The sequence below is a fragment of the Bacillus sp. MMSF_3328 genome, from assembly GCF_030733525.1.
Classification (GTDB): domain Bacteria; phylum Bacillota; class Bacilli; order Bacillales; family Cytobacillaceae; genus Bacillus_AB; species Bacillus_AB infantis.
On the sequence record NZ_JASHIV010000017.1, the window covers coordinates 46,040 to 68,221 of the forward strand.

Annotated in this window: 22 protein-coding genes, 2 riboswitches and 1 other annotated feature; of the genes, 14 read left to right on the forward strand and 8 right to left on the reverse strand. The window is 47.0% G+C overall.

The window, feature by feature from the left end; all coding sequences use genetic code 11:
- Positions 1-156 precede the first annotated feature (156 nt).
- Positions 157-339: riboswitch (cobalamin riboswitch) on the reverse strand.
- A gap of 91 nt (positions 340-430) precedes the next feature.
- Positions 431-1,606, reverse strand: coding sequence for an MFS transporter (locus RBB45_RS20625; RefSeq protein ID WP_094769371.1), 1,176 nt, complete (start codon positions 1,604-1,606; stop codon positions 431-433).
- A 136-nt stretch (positions 1,607-1,742) separates the two neighbouring features.
- On the opposite strand from RBB45_RS20625, the gene RBB45_RS20630 reads away from it, so the two are divergent.
- Positions 1,743-2,501: a TrmB family transcriptional regulator gene (locus RBB45_RS20630; RefSeq protein WP_101552584.1), complete on the forward strand. Its 759-nt coding sequence runs from the start codon at positions 1,743-1,745 to the stop codon at positions 2,499-2,501.
- 592 nt (positions 2,502-3,093) lie between these two features.
- On the opposite strand, the gene RBB45_RS20635 is transcribed toward RBB45_RS20630, so the two are convergent.
- Positions 3,094-3,870 (reverse strand): hypothetical protein, encoded by a 777-nt coding sequence (locus RBB45_RS20635; protein ID WP_022543240.1) that lies wholly within the window; start codon positions 3,868-3,870, stop codon positions 3,094-3,096.
- Positions 3,871-4,398: 528 nt separating this feature from the next.
- On the opposite strand from RBB45_RS20635, the gene RBB45_RS20640 reads away from it, so the two are divergent.
- Positions 4,399-5,571, forward strand: a complete 1,173-nt coding sequence (locus RBB45_RS20640) for an FtsW/RodA/SpoVE family cell cycle protein (RefSeq protein WP_306010286.1) — start codon at positions 4,399-4,401, stop codon at positions 5,569-5,571.
- A gap of 56 nt (positions 5,572-5,627) precedes the next feature.
- Positions 5,628-5,840, forward strand: a binding site (T-box leader).
- A gap of 58 nt (positions 5,841-5,898) precedes the next feature.
- A complete protein-coding gene (argS, locus tag RBB45_RS20645; RefSeq protein WP_371931641.1) occupies positions 5,899-7,584 on the forward strand; it encodes an arginine--tRNA ligase in 1,686 nt (561 codons plus the stop codon).
- Positions 7,585-7,621: 37 nt separating this feature from the next.
- Here argS and RBB45_RS20650 read toward each other — a convergent pair whose 3' ends face one another.
- A complete protein-coding gene (locus RBB45_RS20650; RefSeq protein WP_224952198.1) occupies positions 7,622-8,479 on the reverse strand; it encodes a sulfite exporter TauE/SafE family protein in 858 nt (285 codons plus the stop codon).
- 122 nt (positions 8,480-8,601) lie between these two features.
- Between RBB45_RS20650 and RBB45_RS20655 the strand changes: the two genes are divergently transcribed.
- The 5 genes from RBB45_RS20655 (at position 8,602) to RBB45_RS20675 (ending at position 11,630) form a co-directional block, all read left to right on the forward strand.
- Positions 8,602-8,928, forward strand: a complete 327-nt coding sequence (locus RBB45_RS20655) for a PadR family transcriptional regulator (protein ID WP_022543239.1) — start codon at positions 8,602-8,604, stop codon at positions 8,926-8,928.
- A complete protein-coding gene (locus RBB45_RS20660) occupies positions 8,925-9,578 on the forward strand; it encodes a permease prefix domain 1-containing protein (protein ID WP_248138856.1) in 654 nt (217 codons plus the stop codon). The genes RBB45_RS20655 and RBB45_RS20660 overlap by 4 nt, the downstream gene beginning before the upstream one ends.
- Positions 9,579-9,729: 151 nt before the next feature.
- Positions 9,730-10,311 (forward strand): YqaA family protein, encoded by a 582-nt coding sequence (locus tag RBB45_RS20665; RefSeq protein ID WP_009795723.1) that lies wholly within the window; start codon positions 9,730-9,732, stop codon positions 10,309-10,311.
- A gap of 128 nt (positions 10,312-10,439) precedes the next feature.
- On the forward strand, positions 10,440-10,871 hold the full coding sequence (locus tag RBB45_RS20670) for a Dps family protein (protein WP_009795722.1): 432 nt from the start codon (positions 10,440-10,442) through the stop codon (positions 10,869-10,871).
- Positions 10,872-10,985: 114 nt separating this feature from the next.
- The gene (locus tag RBB45_RS20675) at positions 10,986-11,630 is read left to right on the forward strand and encodes a VC0807 family protein (protein ID WP_022543238.1); all 645 of its coding nucleotides are present in this window, start codon (positions 10,986-10,988) and stop codon (positions 11,628-11,630) included.
- Here the strand turns inward: RBB45_RS20675 and RBB45_RS20680 are convergent.
- Complete coding sequence (locus tag RBB45_RS20680) at positions 11,627-12,511, reverse strand: YegS/Rv2252/BmrU family lipid kinase (RefSeq protein ID WP_306010287.1); 885 nt, start codon at positions 12,509-12,511, stop codon at positions 11,627-11,629. The two genes, RBB45_RS20675 and RBB45_RS20680, sit on opposite strands and share 4 nt — an antisense overlap.
- Positions 12,512-12,681: 170 nt before the next feature.
- Here RBB45_RS20680 and RBB45_RS20685 point away from each other — a divergent pair, with 170 nt between their 5' ends.
- Together RBB45_RS20685 and RBB45_RS20690 are read left to right on the forward strand one after the other, a co-directional pair.
- On the forward strand, positions 12,682-13,236 hold the full coding sequence (locus RBB45_RS20685) for a GNAT family N-acetyltransferase (RefSeq protein WP_009795719.1): 555 nt from the start codon (positions 12,682-12,684) through the stop codon (positions 13,234-13,236).
- A 113-nt stretch (positions 13,237-13,349) separates the two neighbouring features.
- Positions 13,350-13,503, forward strand: a riboswitch (cyclic di-AMP (ydaO/yuaA leader).
- Positions 13,504-13,607: 104 nt separating this feature from the next.
- A complete protein-coding gene (locus RBB45_RS20690; protein ID WP_306010288.1) occupies positions 13,608-14,927 on the forward strand; it encodes a TrkH family potassium uptake protein in 1,320 nt (439 codons plus the stop codon).
- A gap of 280 nt (positions 14,928-15,207) precedes the next feature.
- On the opposite strand, the gene RBB45_RS20695 is transcribed toward RBB45_RS20690, so the two are convergent.
- On the reverse strand, positions 15,208-16,533 hold the full coding sequence (locus RBB45_RS20695) for a DUF4179 domain-containing protein (RefSeq protein ID WP_129614025.1): 1,326 nt from the start codon (positions 16,531-16,533) through the stop codon (positions 15,208-15,210).
- Positions 16,526-17,041 carry a sigma-70 family RNA polymerase sigma factor gene (locus RBB45_RS20700; RefSeq protein ID WP_148951019.1) on the reverse strand — a complete coding sequence of 172 codons (516 nt, stop codon included), beginning with the start codon at positions 17,039-17,041 and terminating at the stop codon, positions 16,526-16,528. Before RBB45_RS20700 ends, RBB45_RS20695 begins: the two co-directional genes overlap by 8 nt.
- Before the next feature lie 160 nt (positions 17,042-17,201).
- On the opposite strand from RBB45_RS20700, the gene RBB45_RS20705 reads away from it, so the two are divergent.
- The 3 genes from RBB45_RS20705 (at position 17,202) to RBB45_RS20715 (ending at position 19,931) form a co-directional block, all read left to right on the forward strand.
- A complete protein-coding gene (locus tag RBB45_RS20705; protein WP_306010289.1) occupies positions 17,202-18,866 on the forward strand; it encodes a mechanosensitive ion channel in 1,665 nt (554 codons plus the stop codon).
- 103 nt (positions 18,867-18,969) lie between these two features.
- A complete protein-coding gene (locus RBB45_RS20710) occupies positions 18,970-19,695 on the forward strand; it encodes a YqcI/YcgG family protein (RefSeq protein WP_094769383.1) in 726 nt (241 codons plus the stop codon).
- A 95-nt stretch (positions 19,696-19,790) separates the two neighbouring features.
- Positions 19,791-19,931: a BA3454 family stress response protein gene (locus tag RBB45_RS20715; RefSeq protein WP_009795712.1), complete on the forward strand. Its 141-nt coding sequence runs from the start codon at positions 19,791-19,793 to the stop codon at positions 19,929-19,931.
- A 30-nt stretch (positions 19,932-19,961) separates the two neighbouring features.
- Here the strand turns inward: RBB45_RS20715 and RBB45_RS20720 are convergent, their stop codons facing one another.
- Both RBB45_RS20720 and RBB45_RS20725 read right to left on the reverse strand, forming a co-directional pair.
- Positions 19,962-20,156 (reverse strand): hypothetical protein, encoded by a 195-nt coding sequence (locus tag RBB45_RS20720; protein ID WP_009795711.1) that lies wholly within the window; start codon positions 20,154-20,156, stop codon positions 19,962-19,964.
- 118 nt (positions 20,157-20,274) lie between these two features.
- Positions 20,275-21,117, reverse strand: coding sequence for an STAS domain-containing protein (locus RBB45_RS20725; protein ID WP_022543236.1), 843 nt, complete (start codon positions 21,115-21,117; stop codon positions 20,275-20,277).
- A gap of 199 nt (positions 21,118-21,316) precedes the next feature.
- Between RBB45_RS20725 and RBB45_RS26395 the strand changes: the two genes are divergently transcribed.
- The gene (locus RBB45_RS26395) at positions 21,317-22,132 is read left to right on the forward strand and encodes a general stress protein (RefSeq protein WP_009795708.1); all 816 of its coding nucleotides are present in this window, start codon (positions 21,317-21,319) and stop codon (positions 22,130-22,132) included.
- Positions 22,133-22,182 lie beyond the last annotated feature (50 nt).

The following is a 22,182-nucleotide window of genomic DNA, read 5'->3' on the forward strand; positions in this document are numbered from 1 at the left end:
ATGCTGCAAAGGTCTTATGCCCAAAACGGGACCAGCATCCTTTGGAACCAAAAAAAGCATCCCCAATAAACATGGAGATGCTTTGCACGGCGTGCGCAGATTCAAAAAAAAAGATTCCAAAAGGCTGCCGTACACCTCCCTATCCTCGTAGGTTTATGGGTGCATAAGAATCAGGCAGGTCTCCTGGCTCATGGTCAATGCTCGCTGCCCCTTCCCATACATCCCGTACAGTGGCTTCTGCAGCTTGCTCCCATTTACAGTGGCGGGACCGCGTTGGAATTTGCACCAACTTCCCTTTTAAGTCTTTCAAAGAAAAACACCTGTTTCTGCATATGTATGAAATTTTCCGCTATCGCCATTATACACTATTTCTTCTTTAAAACTAGCAGAAAAAGGGCCGTCCGGAAGAAGACCGGGCGGGCCCTTTTTGCTAGACGGTCGGGCTGCTGCTTCTTGCCGGCCGCCTGCTCTTCAATCCTGCCATCGAGACAGCGGCAGCGCCAAGCGCGAAGAGGATGAAGACTCCCCCTGCCGAAGCGTTCCACTCGACCGAAGCCTGTTCAATTACAATTCCCCCGATCAGAGACCCAAAGGCAATCCCAAAGTGCAGGGCTGAGTTATTAAGGCTTTGCTGGATATCCGATGTTTCCGGTGAAGACTCTATCAAATAGCTCTGCAATGCCGGTGTGATGGCCCAGCTCAGCATGCTCCAGATAATCATGACCGCAATGAACAGCGGCAGGGAAAAGGCAGTATGCGGAATTGAAAACAGTGCAGCCGCAAACAGCACGATAATGGCTAAGATTGTCGGTTTTGTACCGAAGCGGTCGGCTAGATACCCGCCTGCACCGCCGCCGGCCACCGCGGCAATACCGAACAGCAGATACATGATGCTGACCCAGTTTCCGTCCATTCCCAGGACGGTCTTTAAGAATGGAGTCAGATATCCATAAAGTGTCAGGTGCCCTGCTAAAAAGAGGAACGAGGCCAGTTGGGCGAATAAAATTTTCCTGTTCTTCAGGGCAGCGAACATCTGCCTGATGGATATGGCAGCTTTCGGTTCAATCCGGTCCATGAAAAAGTACACCCCTGCTATCGACAGGCATGTCAGGACAGCAATCATCAGGAATGGTGCCCTCCAGCCAAATTCATTGCCAAGCATAAGCCCGGCCGGAATGCCAAGAACAAGTGAAGCACTTACGCCCATAAACACGATGCCGATCGCCCGTGCGCGATATTTTTCCTGCACTATATTCGATGCGATCGTGATGCACAGCACAACAAGCAAAGATCCGCTTGCCGCTGATATAACCCTTGCCAGAAAAAGAATACTATAACTCGGGCTCAGGAAAGCCAGGATATTTCCTGCAAGGAAAACGAGCAAGGCTATGAGCGTCAGTTTTTTCCTTTCCACTCCCCCGGTTGCTGTCAGCAGAATCGGTGCCGCGACAGCATATACAATCGAAAACACACTGATCAAAAGGCCGGCTTTGCCGATGCTGACATGAAGATCGGCCGCAACCAGATCAATGATTCCTCCTATTATAAGCTCGACCATCCCGACTACAAAGGAAACGATCGTCAAAAGATACACACGTTTATCCATTTTATACACCTCTCAATTAGTTACCACCACAATGGTAACTTTTTATAGGGATAGGTGCAAGTGTTAATTTTCCCAGTGCGATTTAGCGGAAAAGATATGATATTATTAAGAAAAAACTGACTCAGGAGTTCTGTCTATGCTGCAGCAATTCGGGTTTACCCAATATGAAAGCCAAATTTATCAGGCGCTTATTTCAGCGGACCAGCCGCTGGACGCCACAGGAATCGTCAAGCTCTCTGCCGTTCCCCGCTCGAAGGTGTATGAGGTGCTTCACCGCCTGGCAGAGAAAGGCATCATCCTTGAAACGACGGTCGAAAAAAAGCGTTTGTACACCGCCCTTCCCGTTGAATCGGTGATCAGCAGGCTGAAAGCAGATTTCGAAACCAGCGTCCAGGAGCTGCGGGAGGCAGCCGTCAAAAAGCCTGTCGCGGATGACCGGGTGTGGACCTTGAAGGATAATCACTCCATCCTCTCCCTGCTGGAGGAAATGCTCGGCAGGGCGGAAAGAAAGATCATCCTCTCTGCCTGGGGAGATGAATTGGAGAAGTATGCGGAGCTGCTGGAGGAAAAGCACGAAAGCGGCGTCAGTATCCATGTCCACTCTATCGGAAAAATCGAAACAAGCCTTCCGTCCGTCTCGGTCCTGATTCCGGACAAGCATCACGAAACCCTTGAAAGAAGCAGGATTGCCATCATTGACGAGGAAGAGATGCTGTTCGCCGGCATGGAAGCCGGCAAGTGGAATGCCATCACAACCCGTTCAAGGCCGCTCGTGAAGTTTTTCGCTGAGTTCTTCTACCATGATGTCGCCCTTACCGAAATTACACAGAAATATAAAGATACCATCATGGAGGATAAAGCGATCCGGGATGTTCTTTTGAAATTGCGGTATTAGGGGCGTGGCGGAGTGCTGGTGCTTTTTGGAAAACGGAGGGGATTTGGGGTTCAGATGCTTGCAACGGATCCACTGGCATCCTCTGATTGGAAAAAACTCTTTTAGAGGGTCCTAGTTGTTCTCACTGGCACCCTCTGTTTAGCAAAATCTCTTTTTGACGGCTTTAGTCATGATCACTAACACCCTCTGTTTAGCAAAATCTCTCTTAGACGGCTTTAGTCGCAATCACTAACACCCTCTGTTTAGCAAAATCTCTCTTAGACGGCTTTAGTCGCGACCACTAACACCCTCTGTTTAGCAAAATCTCTTTTAAACGGCTCTAGTCTCTATCACTTACACCCTCTGTTCCTCAGAATCCCTCTTAGACGGCTCTAGTCGCGATCACTAACACCCTCTGTTCTTCAAGATCTCTCTTAGACGGCTCTAGTCGCGACCACTAACACCCTCTGTTTAGCAAAATCTCTTCTAGACGGCTCTAGTCGCGACCACTAACACCCTCTATTCTTCAAATACTTTCCAGAAGGCCTCACCCACACTCACCAGCACCCCATCATCCCTCAAAAAAAAGCCCGGCACGTCTGCCGGGCTTTCCTCATCTCGCATACAGCTTCCATTCCCGTGTTTTTTTATCAAACACAAGCTTGGCTTCACATTTTTCTTTTGCGATGCTTTCGTATTCTTCGTACATATCGTCCATATTGGCAAAGTCGCCGATCACCCAGATGGGGATTTCAATCCGCGCGCGGTTTTGATCGGTCTGTCTGATGGAGATGACGGCGCCTTCCCTCATCATGTCTTTCATGTAGGAAATGGCTTCTTGCGGCACCGGCGGGAATGAACCTTTCTTCCGCAGGCCGAGAAGTGATTTTTCCGGCTTGATTTCGCTCAGCTTTTCAGGGATCAGCTGGCTCAGCAGACGGTAAAAATCAGCCATATCCCGGTAATAGGTTTTGTTATACCAGCCGTCATCATGGGCCAGATAGACAAAGCGGTTGCCAAGATAGTTATAAAATGGCGCTTTCAGGTGCTCCTTCAGATGTCCCAGATACAATAGCTCTGCAATGGTCTGGCCCGGCAGCTCGTTCAGCCCGTCAAGTTCTTCAAAATCAATCCAGCAGAAGTCGCCATAGTTATAGACATCATCAGAAAGCAGCTTATTCAGCTTTTCATACGGAACATACTCCAGGAGCGTATGCCGGTTAAATTCCCCATCATCAAATCCATGCTTCAGCAGCAGGAGATTCGCCATTACATCTGACAGTGAACGGGCAAACTCCTCAAATTCAATGCCGTAAGACATTACGTAATTTTCCTGTTCATTTAAGTGGACATATATGAGATCACGCGAGCTGTTATGATTCTTTTTCAATAGCAGAACCTCCGAATAAAAATGAAAAAAGATGATTTCTGAGCCGATGGAGCGCGGGGCTGAACAGTTGTCGAAGTTTAATGCATCTTCTGATCTATTAAAGTGCACAGCCTGGCTTCACGCTTAAGCTGCCATGCCCGTCCGGATACAATATCCCTATTTTAGCAAAAAACATTGAAAATTTCTTAGTTTTAATAAAAATATAAATCGGCTGTAACTTTCCAATTTATGGTGAACTTCACAATGCAAGAATGACGCTGATCATTCATTTGCCATTAAAGCTTCAGCAGATTGAGCAAAAATATGACCGCCATAAAAACTCTATTTTTCCTATTAAGTTTGAAAAATTATCCTTTAAAGGAAACAATCTGCCTGGCAGATACGTCTATACTATTAGCCGCTTTCTATAATTAAAAAACTAATCCGGACTTTCGCCAGAATCCACCCGCCTCCCCTGCAGATGTATTAGAAGCAGGGCGGCTTATATAAACAATGGCCAAACTGAAATGAAACAGGGTGTATTTTATAATGGATCGTTCACTTAAGCCTTCCGACCGCTTCGACTGGACGCTGAGCTTTCTGCTGCTGTTATTTGCCATAGTCAGCTGTACAGCGATCTACAGCGCCCAAACCTTGCAGCAATATGATAAAAATTTCTTGCTGATGCAGATTTTCTGGTATGGCGTCGGCGCTTTCATCGCGGGCGTGACCATGTATTTCGACAGTGAGCAATTCAGGAAGCTTTCCTGGATCCTCTATGCTTTCGGCATACTCCTGCTTGTCGCGCTTGCCCTCGCCCCTGACAGCATTGCTCCCGTAATCAAAGGAGCAAAAAGCTGGTTTGTCATCCCCGGCGTCGGTTCGATACAGCCATCCGAATTTGTTAAAGTATTCCTGATCATGGCGCTCAGCAAGCTGATCGCCTCTCATCACGAAAAATTCATCCAGAAAACACTGAAGACCGACTTTTATCTTTTGATCAAGATTGGCGCTGTGACCGCTTTGCCGCTCGGCCTCATCCTTGTCGAGGACTTAGGGACTGCCCTCGTCATCATTGCCATCATGCTCGGGATCATCTTTGTCTCAGGGATTTCATGGAAGATTCTGCTGCCCATCTACAGTGCAGGCATCGGTTTTGCCGCCAGCGTGCTTTACCTGGTCATTTGGGCGCCAGGCATCATCGAGAAATATCTGAAGGTCGACCCTTACCAGTTTGACCGGATCTATTCGTGGCTCGATCCTGAGAGCTATGGACAGTCTGCCGGCCTTCAGCTGCTGCGCTCGCTCCAGGCTATTGGCTCCGGCCTTATAACAGGGAAAGGGGTCGGCGACAGGCAGGTCAATATCCCCGATAATCATTCCGATTTCATCTTCAGCGTCATCGGAGAGGAATACGGTTTCCTTGGGGCAAGCGTCGTCATCAGCCTGTTCTTCCTCTTAATCTATCATTTGACCAAGACGGCCATGGAAACCAAGGATCCTTATAATACGTATATTTGTACAGGAATCATCAGTATGATCACCTTTCATGTGTTCCAGAACATCGGCATGACCATACAGCTGCTGCCGATTACAGGGATTCCGCTTCCCTTCATCAGCTATGGCGGAAGCTCACTGATGGGCAATATGTTTGCAATGGGCTTGATCTTCAGTATCCGCTTTCATCATAAAACCTATATGTTTTCATCCGATTCACAATAATCTTGCAATTTTTATACAATGGTTTATAATACGTTTAATAATCAATGCAGCGATATAGTCAATCAATGATGAAGAGAGTAGTAAAGGGCCGTCCCCTGAAGCGATGCAGGGATGGTGAAAGCCTGCAGGGACCCTTTTATGAAGCGCACTTCGGAGATGCCGGGCCGAAAGTCAAAGTAGGTCCTGCCGGGGCCATCCCCCGTTATCATGACAAGAGGTCCTATGGACAATCAGAGTGGCACCGCGGGTATAACAGGCTCGTCTCTTTTATTAGAGGCGGGCTTTTTTGTGTTCAATTAAATCAACAAGAAGGAGAAAGATCCCATGATCAAACTGAAAGCAATCTTTACTGAAGCGCTTTGGGAACTGTTTGAAGACCGGCTTACAGCTGCTGAGCTTGCCGGCTTGATTGAAGTGCCAAAGAATACGGCGCACGGCGACCTGGCATTTCCCTGCTTCACCCTTGCCCAAAAAATGAAGCAGGCACCGGCAGCAATCGCTGCTGAAGCCGCCGGAAAGCTGCAGCACAGCCTCATTGACCAGGCAGAAGCACACGGCCCGTACCTGAATATTTTCTTCTCGAAGGAGAAAGTTGGCTTGGAGATCCTGCAGTCCCTTCTTGAAGCCGGCTCCCTATACGGCAATAGCAGCGCAGGCACAGGAAAGACTATCACTATTGATTTCTCAGCCCCCAATATTGCCAAGCCGTTTTCAATGGGCCATCTGCGTTCAACCGTTATCGGGAACAGCATCAGCCTGATAGCTGAAAAATGCGGCTATGAGGTTATCAGGATCAATCACCTCGGAGATTGGGGAACCCAATTCGGCAAGCTGATTACCGCCTATAAAAAATGGGGCACCCCCCGCACTGTAAAAGAAAAGCCGATCGCTGAACTATTCAAGCTTTACATCCGTTTCCATGAGGAGGCAGAGAAAGATCCTGATCTCGAAAACGAAGCGCGCCGCTGGTTCCGGGAGCTTGAACGGGGTAATGATGAGGCTTTTGCGCTATGGAGCTGGTTCAGGGAAGAATCATTGAAAGAGTTCAACCGGATCTATGAACTTTTGGGCATCTCTTTTGATTCCTATAACGGAGAGGCCTTTTACAACGATAAAATGGAAAAAGCCGTAGAGCTCCTGCAGTCCCGGAACCTCCTGACTCAATCAGAGGGAGCAGCAGTGGTCACCTTGGAAGAACATGGCCTCCCTCCCTGCCTGATCAAAAAATCGGATGGAGCAACCCTTTATGCAACCCGCGACCTGGCCGCCGCCATCTTCCGGCAAGAAACCTACCGCTTTTCTGAAAGCCTGTATGTCGTCGGCCAGGAGCAGTCCGTCCACTTCAGGCAGCTGAAGCTTGTTCTGAAAAAGCTGGGCTTTCAGTGGGCAGAAAATATGCATCATATACCTTTCGGGCTTTATCTGAAGGACGGCAAGAAAATGTCGACAAGGAAAGGCAGGGTCGTCCTGCTTGAGGATGTTCTGAATGAAGCGGTCGAGCTTGCTTATGAGAATATCTGCCGCAAGAATCCTTCTCTTGAGCAGAAGGAAGAAACCGCTGCCGCTGTCGGCATCGGAGCAGTCCTTTTTCACGACTTGAAAAATGACCGCCTCAACCATATTGAATTTTCTCTGGAAGAAATGCTTACATTTGAAGGTGAGACCGGCCCTTATATCCAGTACACAAATGCAAGGGCAAGCTCCATCCTTCAAAAGGCCGGGACAGCCGGCAGGATGGAGCAGGGGCTCAGCGACCCTTACAGCTGGGATCTGCTCAAGCAGCTCAGCCTCTTTACCGGGAAGATTGAAGAAGCCCATAAGCATTATTCGCCTTCAGTGATTGCCAAGTATATCATCAATGTGGCACAGAGCTTCAATAAATATTATGGGCAGATCCGGATACTGGACGATACGCCGGGGCTTGAGACAAGACTCAGCCTGGTCCGGGCTGTATCCCTTGTCCTTGAAGAAGGGCTGCGGCTGCTTGGGATTGCGGCGCCAAAGAAAATGTAAAAAAAAGAGGAGGGCAAAGCGCCCTCCCCTCCTGCCTCTATGCCTCCGCTTCCTTCTTCCTGATGATCTTCGACAGTGACAGGAAAAAGAAATAAGCAATAAATAGGCTCAGCAGAACAATGCCGATCAGATTGTGATGGACCAGCTTGAAAACGACGCTTAGGAGAGTCGCAATATACAATCCTGAAAGCAGTAGGCTGATGTCCTTATTTTTATAAAAATTGGTCAGCCATGCGCCGGCCTGGGATCCGACAAGGCCGCCGGCAACAAGCAGGATGGCAGTCAGATAACTGATCTCCACAGCAGATGCATACGACAGGAATCCAGTGCTGACAATCAGAAGGACAGCAAACAGGCTTGTCCCCACTGCCTTTCTCGGCTGCAGTCCCAGAAAGGCGATTGACAGGGGAACCATGATGAACCCTCCGCCCACTCCTAAAGCGGCAGAGACAAAACCGCCTGAAAATCCGATCAGCAGCATTCCAGCCAGGGAAGGCCTGCCCTCGCGGGACTGTTCACCGGTCTTTTTTCCCTGCCGGAACATAGTGAACGCGAAATAGGAGAGCAGTACAATATAGCAGGCCGGGATAACGGTTGCATCCAGGCCTTTTTCACTTAGGAACAGCACCAGCGGCTTTGCGGCCTGGGTGGCAAGCATACCGCTCACCCCGAGTATTGCCCCTTCCTTCCAAAGGATATTTTTCAGCCTGAAATGGGCGCCTATACCTGACAGTGAAGTGCCTATTGAGAAAAAAAGGCTGGTTGCAATCGCCTCAAGGGGCGCAAACCCGATCAATAGCAGAACAGGCGTCAGGATGAATCCTCCTCCTACTCCAAAGAAGCCGGAGAGGACGCTGATCACTCCGCCCAGCAATAAAAATAGTAAATATTCCATATAAAAACTCCTTTGTTATCTCTATACCCATTGTAACTGATTTCATTACCTTTCGCCCTTTACCTTGTAATACAATGTACATTGAAGTACAATGTAAACAAATGAACCTGGAGGTACCCTTCGTGGATAAAGAACTGTTAAAAGGAAGCATCGATATTCTTTTATTATCCCTTCTTTCTGAAAAAGACAGCTATGGATATGAAATGACAAAGGAAATCCGCAAAAAAAGCGATGAAGCATACAGCATGAATGAAGGAACTCTATATCCGGCTCTCAAGCGGCTGGAGGCAAAAGGGTTTGTCACTTCCTACTGGCATCAGGAGCTTGAAGCCAGCAGGCGGAAGTATTACAGCATCACCGAAGACGGCCGCAAAGAATTGGGCAAAAAGCTCAAAAACTGGAACAAGATCAGCGATTTGATCCACAAATTTTCGGAGGGCTACTCATGAAGACAATCGATCAGTATATTGATCATATCGTTGACGGCCTGCCAATGGACCATTCTGAACGGGAAGAGCTGAGGCTTGAGATGACCTCTCATCTTGAAGAGCATGCAAAAGAGCTGATGGCATTCGGCTGGTCCGAGGAGGAAGCCGCCGGGGAAGCGATCAGATGCTTCGGGAATGAAAAGCGAATCAGCTCAGAGCTGAAGAAAGCCGTTTTTCCTTTTTATAAAATTATCCGGTTCCTCTTCAGCACGATTTTACTGACGGCTTCCCTTCATCTCCTATCATACGAGGCTATGGTGTATTATAACCCGCAGTATGAGTTTGGCCTGGAGCCCGGCTACCTTTTCACCACCTATATGCTTGTGTTCTTCCTTGCAGGGATCGCAGAGGTATTGTATGAAGCTGTGTCACAGGCTTATAAAGTGAAATGGCTGCAGAGCCCCTGGGTGGTCATTCTTGTTCCGGCTGCTCTTATCTCGGGTTTGACATCACTTGACTGGTTCAAGCAGCCTGAAAAATACCAGAATGGGCTTTGGCTCGACCTGTTCGCCATCCTGATCGGGGCATTCATTTATCTTCTTGCAAGGCAGATGTATACCCTTTTATTCTTGTCGGGTACAGGAAATGCCGGATCAGCCGGCCATCGGTAATCCCCCTTTGCCTTTTTTGAAAATTAATGTAATTATCGGACTCCTGCATGACTTGGCAGACAGTAAATGATATACTTCTCGTGTGCTGTCCTTAAGCTCTCTGTACAAGGGGCTTGAGGATATTTAACGAAGCTGCTAAAGGAGATCCGTTATGTCAGAACTGATTCACTCGATTGAAGAATGGCTTATGGAGTATGGTATCTTTGGATTGTTTTTTGTGTCCTTTGCCGACTCATCCTTCTTCCCTATCCCTCCGGATGTACTATTAATCCCAATGGGCATTTCCAATCCCGACCGCGTCATCTGGTATGCGTTCATCACAACCGTGGCATCTGTCCTTGGCGCCATTCTCGGATGGTTCATCGGTAAAAAACTGGGCCGCCCTGTTTTGCGGTACATCATCTCTGAAGAAAGAATCCAGAAAGTCGAGAACTATTTCAATAAATACGGGCCAGTAGCCATCCTTATTGCAGGCTTTACCCCAATTCCTTATAAAGTGTTCACCATTTTTGCCGGCATCACAAAAGTCCAGCTTAGGACCCTCATTATCTGGTCCATCATAGGCAGAGGCGCCCGCTTCTTCCTTGAAGCTGCCCTTATTATGGTACTTGGCGCCCAGGCGCGGCCCTTCATTGAAGAGAACTTCGGGATGCTGACACTTATAGGCGGAGCTTTGATTGTCATCGTATATATCATCTATCTGATTATGCGCAAAAAGAAAAAAACCGTCTGACTGAAAACGGCCCTCTAATGGCCGTTTTTTTATACTTATATTTTATTTATAATTATTATAAATAAGTATTGATTATAAAATAATATTTGATATAATTTAATTAAGGACAAAACGAGGAGGAAATCACTATGACTTTGACAAACAGCCTGAATAAACAAATCGCCAACTGGAGCGTCCTATATACTAAACTTCACCGTTTTCACTGGTTTGTAAAAGGACCTGCATTTTTCACCCTGCACGAGAAATTTGAAGAGCTTTACAATGAAGCAGCAGCGAATGTGGATACAATTGCAGAACGGGCATTGGCAGCAGGAAGCAGGCCGATTGCCACAATGAGCTTGTTCCTTGAACATGCGTCTATCAAGGATAACGGCAGTGAAGAAACCGCAGAAGAAATGGTCGCTGCCCTTATATCAGACTACAGCACGATCAGCACGGAACTAAAAGAATTGGCAGGACTCGCCGAGGAAGAAAACGACCCGGTCACAGAAGACCTTGCCGTCGGGCTGATTGAAGACCTGGAAAAGAAAATCTGGATGCTGAAAGCCTTCCTAGCATAAAAAAGAGCCCAGCGGCTCTTTTTTTGTATACTCCTATAAGAAAATAAAGGAGTTCTACTTTCTATGGGGAATACTTAATTACAGAAATCTTTAAAAAAGGCAGGAACGAAAAAAATGCAGAAAAATTCAATGGTGCCAGACATTCTCTTTTATGTTGTGCTCCCTCTTGTTGTTTGGAATTACGGCCGGGACGTGCTTGGTGATTATCTGGCGATGATCCTGTCATCCGTACCTGGCATCATCTATACACTGTACCGCTTCTTTCAGCTTAAAAAAATCAATCTATTCGGCCTGTTCCTTCTTGTGAACCTGGTGATCGGCACCCTGATCGATGTGCTCGCCGGGTCGGCCCTTCAGCTTCTATGGAATAACGTCATTTATTCTTACGTGCTGGGCTGCCTGTTTTTGTTGACGATTGTGCTGAAAAAGCCAGTCTTCCTCTATTTCACTCTCGATTTTATGGAACTGCAGGGAAAAGACAGGGGCAGCATGAAGGAAGTTTTCTTTAAAAGCAAAACACTGATGATCTTCAGCCTGATCACGGCAGGCTTTGCTCTGAAATTCATTCTTCTTGCCTCCATTAAGGTCTGGCTCATTGGAAAATACGGGGTTGATGCCTTTGACCAGGGAATCGTGCTGAGGCAGATCCTGAATTGGGGCTTTACCATTGTATCGGCAGGCGGATTTTATTTTATCCTGAAAGAAATTGGAGCACTGAACGAACCTCCTGAAACAACCATAAGCCAGGACAGCCCTTAAGGCTGCCCTGGCTTTATCATTTGCATATGTCCTTCATGGACGCTTATCCGGCACGGAGTCGCTGAATATACCTCTCCATCCATGTCAGCTTCCATCCTCTTTTCTGTGCTTACTTGTATTTCCTTTCCCTTATAATGGAGAATATTCTCGTTTGCTTCCATGCTGTCTACTGTAAGTGCTTCTTTCATTAAAGCAAGATTGGCATCTTTTATAATAAATAAATCAGCCAGTCCGTCATTATAGTCAAGATTCTCAAAAGGCAATGCATTAGTGCCAATATAATGGCCATTGGCCAGAAGTATCATAACGGCATCTTCCTCTATGGCCTTTCCATCCACTATAAGCGAAGCATGGAATGGCTCCATTTCCTTGATCGTCCGCAAGGCGCTCAGGAAGTAGCTGATCCGCCCGAATAGGTTTTTTTCTGCTGCCTTAATATTTTCCGAAGCTTCCGCCACCAGCCCAATACCCCAGAAGTTGAGAAAGTAGTCTTCATTCGCCTGCATAATGTCAACCGGCTCTGCTTCTCCTGAGATCATTGCAAGTGCTGCATCACGTATATTTTGGGGGATATTCAATGTTCTTGAAAAATCATTGCAAGTCCCCCCAGGCAATATGCCGATGGCCGGCCGATCCTCGAGCGGCGCCAATCCATTGATGCATTCATGTACCGTCCCGTCTCCGCCCAGGATGAAAACAACATCCACCTCAGATCCATATTCCCTGCACAGCTCTCTTGCATGCCCTTCCCTCTTGGTTGGCAGCAGAATCAGGGAATCCAGCTCTGCAGACAAGACCGGAACACAAGCTGCAAGCGATTTTTCTATATCTTTTTGACCGGCATTTCCATTATAAATAAGCATTCCTTTTCTATAATCCATCCTGGCCAAGGCCCCCTTTTTTTCGAACAGTGTATCTGCTATTACATTTACCCAACTTTTGATGTTTCAATTATATTGATGTTCAAATTACTGAAAGGGATAATATATCTATTTTTAATTGAGCGGGATTGGATTATATTGTAATTAGGAAAAGCCAAGGAGGAGTACAAATGGATGCTATAAGGTTCCTGCAGGGAGAACGGATTTATCTTCGGCCCATCAGTACAGAAGATACGGATATATATGTGAAGCTGCTCTATAATGAACGGTCAAGAAAGCTTACCGGTCTGAAAAAAGCTTTCTCCAAAGATCAGATCTTTTCTTATATTAAAGAAAAGGCGGAGGATTCATCATCCATCCTCTTATTGATTGTCCTTGATGGAACGAATGAAGTGATCGGCGATATCGCCCTTCAGGATATAGACAGCACCAACCGAAATGCCAATATCCGCGTGAACATCAGCGAGGAAGAGAACCAGGGGCGCGGTTATGGCAGCGAAGCAATGGAACTGATGCTTGGCTATGCGTTCGGCGTGCTGAATCTGCACAGGATCGAGCTGAATGTTTTCAACTATAACGACCGGGCGCTTCATGTCTACGAAAAGCTCGGCTTCATGCAGGAAGGCGTCCAGCGAGAGGCTTTATTTTACGATCACCAATACCATGATTCCATCATGATGAGCATTCTGGAGGATGACTACCGGCGTATCCATCTGGAGGAATAGACTTGCAAAACCGTGCACTGTGCACGGTTTTTTTGATTCGTAAAAATTTACAATTTCCTGATTGACTTTGCAAATGAGCGGGAGTATTTTAATTATTATAATCACACTCAAATTTCATACCTTTGCTGAATCTTATGTTAAGAACGGGGGAACCAATATGGCAGGAGGCTGTTTGCGCCTGCCCGGGGTGAATCCTGGCGGAGGCCGGGAAGGAAGCTCTCAATTCCTAATCCGGCAGCTAACTCCGTAAGCATATTGAGAGAAAGGCCAATACGTATATTGACCGTTCTTTTCCGTGGATAAGAATGGTTTTTTTTTTGCCAAAAATATATTGCTTTTCACTATTTGAGGAAAAAGGAGCTTTATCGATCATGAAGCGAAAATACCTGAATATCACGCCGCCGCAGCTTTTGACCCTTATATTCCTGTTTTTCATCCTGCTGGGGGCCGCCTTGCTGAAGCTTCCCTTTTCAACCGTTCATGGTGTTTCATGGATCGATGCCCTGTTCACAGCCACCTCGGCTATGACCGTGACAGGGCTGACAGTGGCTGATACGGCGTCTACCTATACCTTGTTCGGCCAGATTGTCATCATGTGCCTCATCCAGCTCGGAGGCCTTGGAATCATGTCCTTCGCTGTGCTGATTTACTTGATGCTCGGAAGGAAAATCGGGTTCAAGGAGCGCCTTGTCCTGCAGCAGGCATTGAACCAGACGTCGGTCGGCGGAGTCATACGCCTCGTCCGCTACCTGTTTATTTTTTCCTTTACGATCGAGGCCATTGCTGTGTTCTTCCTCTGCCTGAGATGGGTTCCGCTGTATGGGTGGCAGGATGGATTTTATTACAGCCTGTTCCATTCTGTTTCCGCCTTCAACAATGCAGGCTTTCAGCTCTGGCCGGACGGACTCAGCCGGTTTGTCGGCGATCCTGTCATCAATATTGTCATTTCCATGCTCTTTATCATTGGCGGTCTTGGCTTTACCGTACTGGCCGATCTGTGGAAATCAAAGCAATTCAAAAGGCTGTCGCTTCATTCCAAAATGATGATTGTGGGCACCTTTGCGGTCAATATTGTATCAATGGCCGTCATCTTTTACCTAGAATATAATAATCCGCAGACCCTCGCCCATCTGACCAGCTGGGAAAAGCTTTGGGCATCCTATTTTCAGGCCGTTTCGCCGAGGACTGCCGGGTTCAATTCAGTGGACATCGGCGGGCTTGAGGATGCAACTGTCCTGTATATGCTGCTGTTAATGTTTGTGGGTGCGGGGAGCGCGTCCACCGGCGGCGGAATTAAACTGACGACCTTTATCATCATTATCATGGCTGTCATTACATTCATACGCGGCAAAAAAGACATCGTCATTTTCCGCCGCACCATCAGCGTCAACTATTTGACAAAAGCGTTGGCCATCTCAATGATTTCCGTCCTGTTCGTCTTTATCGCCATCTTTGTCCTGAGCATCACGGAGGATTTGCCATTTATTAAAATTATTTTCGAAGTAGTATCCGCCTTCGGAACGGTCGGCCTGTCCATGGGCATCACTGCCGACCTGTCGGAAATCGGAAAAGAAATCATCATCTTCATCATGTTCCTGGGCAAACTCGGCCCGCTCACACTCGCCTTCTCCTTCGCCAAACAAAAACCGGAGAAAATTCGGTATCCTGGTGAGGATGTTTTGTTGGGGTAGGGGAATTCGGTGGACGCTTGCGTCCGGAGCTGGACAAGACGAAATGCGGAGGCGGTTATTCAGGTGTTTGACAATATGAACTGGTGTTAAGCATTGGCCTGAGTAAAAACGACATTTTAACCGCAACTGATTTAGGTCATAAGTAAAACCAGGCCGCATTACTTCATTTCGGCCTGGTTCTAACAAATTCTCCGTTTCAATAAATGGTCCCATATAGAACAGACAGGGCTTGCCTGTTGTTGTCCGGCACTATCATTGAAAACTCCAGATCTCTCATTTCCTATTTCAGTGGCAGCTTTATATCCCCCTTAATCCAGGTAGGAAACGCACCTAGTTCAAGAGTGATTGGATTTTTGTATTTTAGCGGGTCTGCCTCTGATAGCATCAACCCATATTCCTGGTATACACCATCTACGCTGGTTTGAAAGAATGAGCTCCCGTTGCTCAGATCTCTACCTTCAGCATCTTTGGCAGTTATGAAAAGCTGGTGGTGGTAGTCTTGACCAGCACGAACCTTTACAGATAAATTTCTCCCTTCCAAGTTCACCCCTGACAATTTTTCAGCCTTTGGCTGCTTTATAATTTTTAGTGTTTCTGTATTAATAACCACTTCTGTATCCTCTTTATCTATAGCCATTACTTTATTTAGTGTCAGGTACAGCTGCTTAGGCTCTTTAAAGTAATTGCTCTGCAGATAGAAAATCTTTTCGTTTTCAGCTAAAATGCTTGCTGTTGCTCCGTTTACAATCCCTGACCAAACTTCTCCATTTTCATCAACAAGCCTCAGATCGTCCAAATTAAAGATCTTCTTGTTATTTTCCGGATCAAACGTCACATGTACAGCTGCGCGCAATGGATATATAGTTACGTTCTTGAAGGTGATTTTCTGACCTTTAATAGATACGGTCTTGTTTAGCGTATACACCTTCTTATTCGCTTTTAAGTTTTCCACAGAAAAATCCATTTCAAATGATTCAAGCCCCTTCTCTGTTTTAATTTTCACCTCTATCTTGAATTCAGTTGCTTTTAAAGGTTCAATAGCAAAGTAATCTATTGAATCACTTACTGAATTAACTGGCTCCTCAGTATAACTAGCACCTCCATAACTAGTAGCACCCGGCGGAAGCTCTTTGCCATCTGCACCAGTTAAAATAATCCTCTCCGTTTGGAGCACCTGTTTCTCCTCTGACTCAACTGTATAAAACACCACCAGCCCCCGTTCATCCCGGATAGCACCATCAAGCGTCACTCGGACCCCGTTTTTCTCCCGGGATATGCCGAGCGGCTGCATATAGTTATTCTCCACGGCGGATATCCAGCCCTTGTCATACCGGATAAGGTCCACCAGCTTTTCCATACCTGGCAATTCTGCGACATAGTTGGCAAAGGCCGGTGAAACTCTGATGCTGGTCAAAAATCCGAGCAATAGCAGGGCGGCTGCAAGACCGGGCAGCCAGCTCCTTTTGATGAACCGCTTCTTCGGGGAAGCTGCTTTGGCTTGCCGGAACCCTTTCATGATTGCTTCCTCCAGCCGTTCATCCGGCACAGGAAACTCCTGATACCGCTCCCGTATGGCTTCAAGCTTTTTTTCTTCCTTTTCAAACATCCATCTTCCCCCCGCTTTCCTCGAGCTTCTCTCTTAATGACTTTAACGCTTTATTGAGCCATGTTTTCACGGTTCCTTCCGGACGGTTGTACAGGGCAGCCACTTCCTTGATTTTAAGATCGTGGAAGTATTTTAGCGTCAGCAGTTCACGGGAGCGGTCATCGAGCGCCTCCATTGCATCCTGGACCTCGAATAGAAGAGTATCCTCTTCCCCGCCCGCTGCGGGGAGCAGCTGTTCATTATATACGAGCCTGTGTTGCTTCTTGAGCCTGTCGCAGCAGTAATGGATCATGATACGGATGATCCATGTCTTGAAATAGGCAGGCTGCTTCAGATCTTTTATGCTCCTGTAAGCCCGGAAGGTTACTTCCTGCACGGCCTCAAGAGCTTCTTCCTCATTTCGCATATAGGCGAGTGCGGTTTTATACAAATCTGCCTTGCAGGAACGGATGATATCAAGAAAAGCTTCATCATCCCCTTTTATGGCTTTGCGGACAATATGCTCCAAGGCTGATCGATCCCCCTCTTGTTTTCCTGAATATTAGACTGCTTCACAGGAAAAAGGTTTTGCTTTTCCAAACTTTATTTTCCAATTCGGCTGCCTGCAGCCTGTTTATCTGCTAACTCACTGGGTAAATGTAAATATCTATGTTAAGGAGTGGATCTAGTTGGATAATAATTATGCTTTTTGGAATGGCTGGAATGGCTATCTGAACCAGCTTCCCGACCTTTTGCTGGCATTAGTCGTCCTCCTGTTGGGATGGATCATTGCAAAGGCGGTTAAAAAGGCGGTCCTGAAAGGCCTCCGCAAAACCAATCTTGATAACAAACTGTTTGCCGAGTCGGGAAACAGAAAGTATTCCCCTGAGAAAATCATAAGCAAAATCGTTTATATTCTCATTCTCATTTTTGTCTTTATTTGGTTCTTCAATATCTTAAACTTAAGCTTCCTGGCTACTCCGCTAGTAGGCATGTTCTCGACTATTACAGGTGCCATCCCAAGCATTCTAAAGGCTGCCTTGATCCTGCTGGCTGCCTGGCTGGTGGCATCCGCCCTCAAGTTTCTCATCAAGCGTGGAGGCAGAACGCTTCGCGTCCATGAAACACTGAACAAATATAAATTCATTAAAGGAGATCACGATTCCTCCAATATCGTCGATAAAGCTGCCAATATTGTATTCTATCTGGTTCTGCTGATTTCCCTTCCTGCCGTGCTGTCAGCCTTGAATCTCGAGGGAGTCTCCGGACCGTTTGCCAGCATGCTCAATGATATTCTGGCTTTCCTTCCTAAACTCCTTGCCGCTGCCCTTATTCTGTTTATCGGCTGGTTCATCGCCAAGCTGGTCCGTGATATTGTCACGAGCTTCCTGCAGAGCATCGGTACGGAAAAGCTTGTCGGGCGTTTCGGCCTGTCCAAGCTGTTTGAAGGGACCACCCTTTCATCTGTTGCCGGCTATATCGTCTTTGTCTTCATTATGATCCCGGTCGTAATTGCGGCACTCGAAGAATTGGATCTGGAAGGAATATCACAGCCCGCGATTGCCATGCTGAACGATGTCCTCACCATGATCCCGAATATCATTGTAGCCATCGCCTTTATCCTTGCGGGCATCTGGCTCGGAAAATGGGTCAGGCAGATGGTTGCCAGCCTTCTTGAACGAATCGGCGCAGACTCATATTTTAATAGCATCGGATTCAAAAAAAATAAAACCGGGGCTGCAAAAAGCGGGATTTCCCAGCTGATCGGCTATATTGCCCAGATCATTGTTGTCCTCTTATTTGTTGTACAGGCTCTGAACCTGTTGAAGCTCGACTTCCTTGTCACACTGGCAACCGGGGTCATAGCCTATTTGCCGCATGTTCTTGCAGCCCTTGTCATTCTTGGAGCTGGATTATGGCTCGGAACCCTGGTAAAGAAGCTGCTTTCAAGCCTGCTGGAAGGCCCTCATTTCCGCCTTCTTTCATCTGTGGCACAATATGCAATTGTAGCCATTTCCATCTTTATGGCCCTGGACCAGCTTGGCGTCGCCCATTCCATCGTCAATTCCGCCTTTATCCTTATACTCGGCGGACTGGCCCTCGCCTTTGGCCTTGCCTTTGGTTTAGGAGGAAAGGATTTTGCAGCCAAGTATCTGCAAAAGCTTGACCGTAAAATTGAGCAGACGAGCATCAATAAAGATGCCCGCACCACCCAGATTAAAGAATCAATGACTCCAGATGCCTCCAGGGGCACTCAAGCTGGGGATTCCGGCCCTGCCCGGCCGATGACGCCGGATAACGCTGATCCGATAAATCCGGAGCATAATCGCATGAATGAAAAAAGAGATGAATAACTGCAAAGAAGAGAAATGATCTTTGAAGCATGAGATGAAGCCGGCCTCCTGCGGGAAGCCGGCTTTCATGCACTATGGAAAAAAAACATTAGGAGAGCTGATTATGAAAACCATCCAAAAATCATTGCTGACAAAAGAAGATATGACTAACCCTGACATTGTGCCTGCCTGGGTCATTGAAGAATATAAGACCTTCCATCAAACCGTCACAGACAAGACCTTCCCGTGCTATTTCGGCATGACTGCTGAAAACCGCGGGGAGCTGCGCTATGCATATATTTCACAGGAGGACTGGTCACAGCTTCCGAAGGCGCTGGAACAGTTCATTGATCTTTTTGATGCCCCTAAGCTTATCCGCCATGGCTTGTTTGTGTTTGTGGAGCCGGAAAAAGAAGAGAAGGATATCCCTTACTACCGCGAATATTTCTGGAACATCCTGCAGTATCTTCATGATCAGGATGAAAAACCTTGGCCAAAGGATTATCCAGAGGACCCGGACCACCATCTATGGGCATTCTCTTTTGCGGAAGAGCCCTTCTTTGTATTTGGAAACGCGCCAGCCTATAAGCAGCGGAAAACAAGGGATCTAGGTAACAGCCTTGTGCTGGGATTCCAGCCGCGGAGAATTTTTGAGGGGCTGGAAGGCACTTCAAAAGGAGGAATTATGTCCAGGGAAAAAGTCAGGGAACGAGTGGAAAAGTGGGATGGACTGCCAAAGCATCCGAATATCAGCCATTATGGGGATCCTGAGCATCGGGAATGGAAGCAATACTTCATCGGCGATGATATCAAGCCGATTGAAGGCAAATGCCCCTTCCATTCTAAATAATAGATTAGGCTCATAATTTCAGTAAAACAGGTTTCACTTTCCTTTTAAAATGGTATCACTATATTAAAATACCATTAAGAAAGGAATAAACAAGCATGGTACAAGTAACTGTAACCGTTAATCACGGCGGAAAAAATTATATGACAAATGTAATCGCACATAGAGGGACACAAGAAGAGGAAATTGCACGCCTTGCACAGGAACAGGTGCAGAGACAATGGCAGGCAGCCAATTAAAAAAAGTGAAGCGTGCACGCTTCACTTTTTTTAGATTCCCCATTTTATATAGACACCCAGCGCGACAATAGAAAGCAGAATGACCACTGCATAAATCACAGTCAGGTTGACCGTATTTTTCCTGGCTGACTTTGAGTAGTCAGCATCACTTTTGCCGGCCAGCATAAGGGTGAAAATTAAAGAAAGGATGATAATGGCTATAACGATGATTAATCCCAGCTTCATGTTCGACTCCCCGCTTTTGCAGAAGGCTGCTTAATAGATTTCCCTTCAACTGTATATGATTAGTGTATCACTTTATATTCAGTCAGTTCCTCATTTGTATATAAGTTTCACACAAATATCATCTTTTAGTTTGCTCGAATCCTGCTGCCATCAGCGCCTGCTTAAGATTTGCCCTCGTGGGGATTTCCCGGAATTCTATCCCGAGGGCCACGATCGTCTGGGCGATTTCCGGCCGTATTCCGGTCATAGTTGCCTTCACGCCGATCAGGTTTAATGACTTTACAATCTGAAACAGATTATGGGCAACCATCGTATCTATCATCGGGACGCCTGAAACATCAATGAACAGCTGCTTTAATTGAAGCTCTGAGCTGTTTTTCAGGCATTTTTCCATAATGAATTTTGCGCGCTCTGTATCTACTTCCCCAACGAGCGGAAGAACGGCAATATCCTCTGAAATCGGGACAACCGGAACGGACAGCTCCTGCAGGGCAGTCCGGGCTACTTCTATTTTCCTTGTGCTGTAGTTCATGTAAATATTACTGAATATATACGCGACCTCATCCAGGAGCGGGTTGATGATTTTGCTGACATCAAGCATCGTGACAGCAGCAAATTGATTTTTCTCCAGCTCCTCAGTGAAAACGTCCCAAATAACCGATCTGAACAGGGACAGCACACGGAGGGATTCGTCCAGGGGAACGCCGTTTTCTATCGCAGTTTCTCCTGTGTTACGGGCCCATTCTTCAATTTTGCGCCCGCTTTCCTCCTGATCCATATATAATGATTCACCCAGGATCTGAATCAAGGCCTTGCGCCATTCAGCTATCTGATTTCTGGCAACAGTCGATTTCTTAAGCTTTTCCTTATAGAAAGGGCATTCCCGTTCAAATATGTGATTGACGAGCTGCTCTTTGCTCTCTACTATTCTTGTGCCAATCTTAAGCAATTCGTTCCTCAATGCAATCCCTTCTCCCATGAAAAAGTCTGACAATTATATCATAGCATTTCCCTGCAGTATTGCAATGCTGACTCCCGTGAGTGTCCCTGTACGAAGCGGTTCTTTGCCATATATTTCAGGCAGGCTGAGGTTTAGGCCTTTTTCACATAAGGGTATGTATTCTATTAGATAAGTTTTTATATAATAAGGAGGAATGAACATGGCAGAAGATAATAAGCGCGTAGTAGGCTCATATGCAACAGAGAATGAAGCGGTTGAAACAATTGAAAGGCTGAAAGCAGAAGGCTACCGGGCTGAGGACATTTCAGTCATCAGCAAAAACCGTGATGATCTTGACGCTGTGAGCGAGGAAACCGGGACGAAGACAGAGGAAGGCCTTGCGGCTGGCGCTGCTGCCGGCGGAGCATTGGGCGGGCTCACAGGGCTGCTTGTGGGCATCGGTGCCCTTGCAATCCCTGGAATTGGACCGATCGTTGCGGCGGGCCCGATTGCTGCAACACTGACCGGGGCAGCGGTTGGCGCCGGGGCAGGCGGACTTGCAGGCGCATTGATCGGCATGGGCATCCCGGAAGAAGAGGCCAGCCGTTATGAAGCAGAGGTAAAAGAAGGAAGAATCCTGATCCTTGTGGATCCCGATGACCGGAACCGCGATCGCCTGACAGATGATGAAACGATCTTCACCGGAGGAGCTGTCAATGACGCCCGCCGCACTGACGAAGATTTCGTAGGCACAACAGACAGGAATACAGCCATCCGGGCTACGGACCAGGAAGATAAGTATGACGACTATATTGTCGATCCGCTTAACCCCGGTGAACTGGATAAAGGCGAAAATGCATTCCAGGACCACAATGATCAAAACCGCCCGTATACAGATGAAAATATAGATCCAAACACCCCTCTCAGTGACAAGGTGGTAAGCAACCCCTTTGCAGATGAAGACAGACTGAGAGATGAAGTGAACCGCGATTATACTGACCCGCGCCAGCCTAATTCAGACTATCCTAAAGGATAAGGGCTCAGCTGGCCACAAGGACCTGGCAGACTAACCCGCCAGGTCCTTTG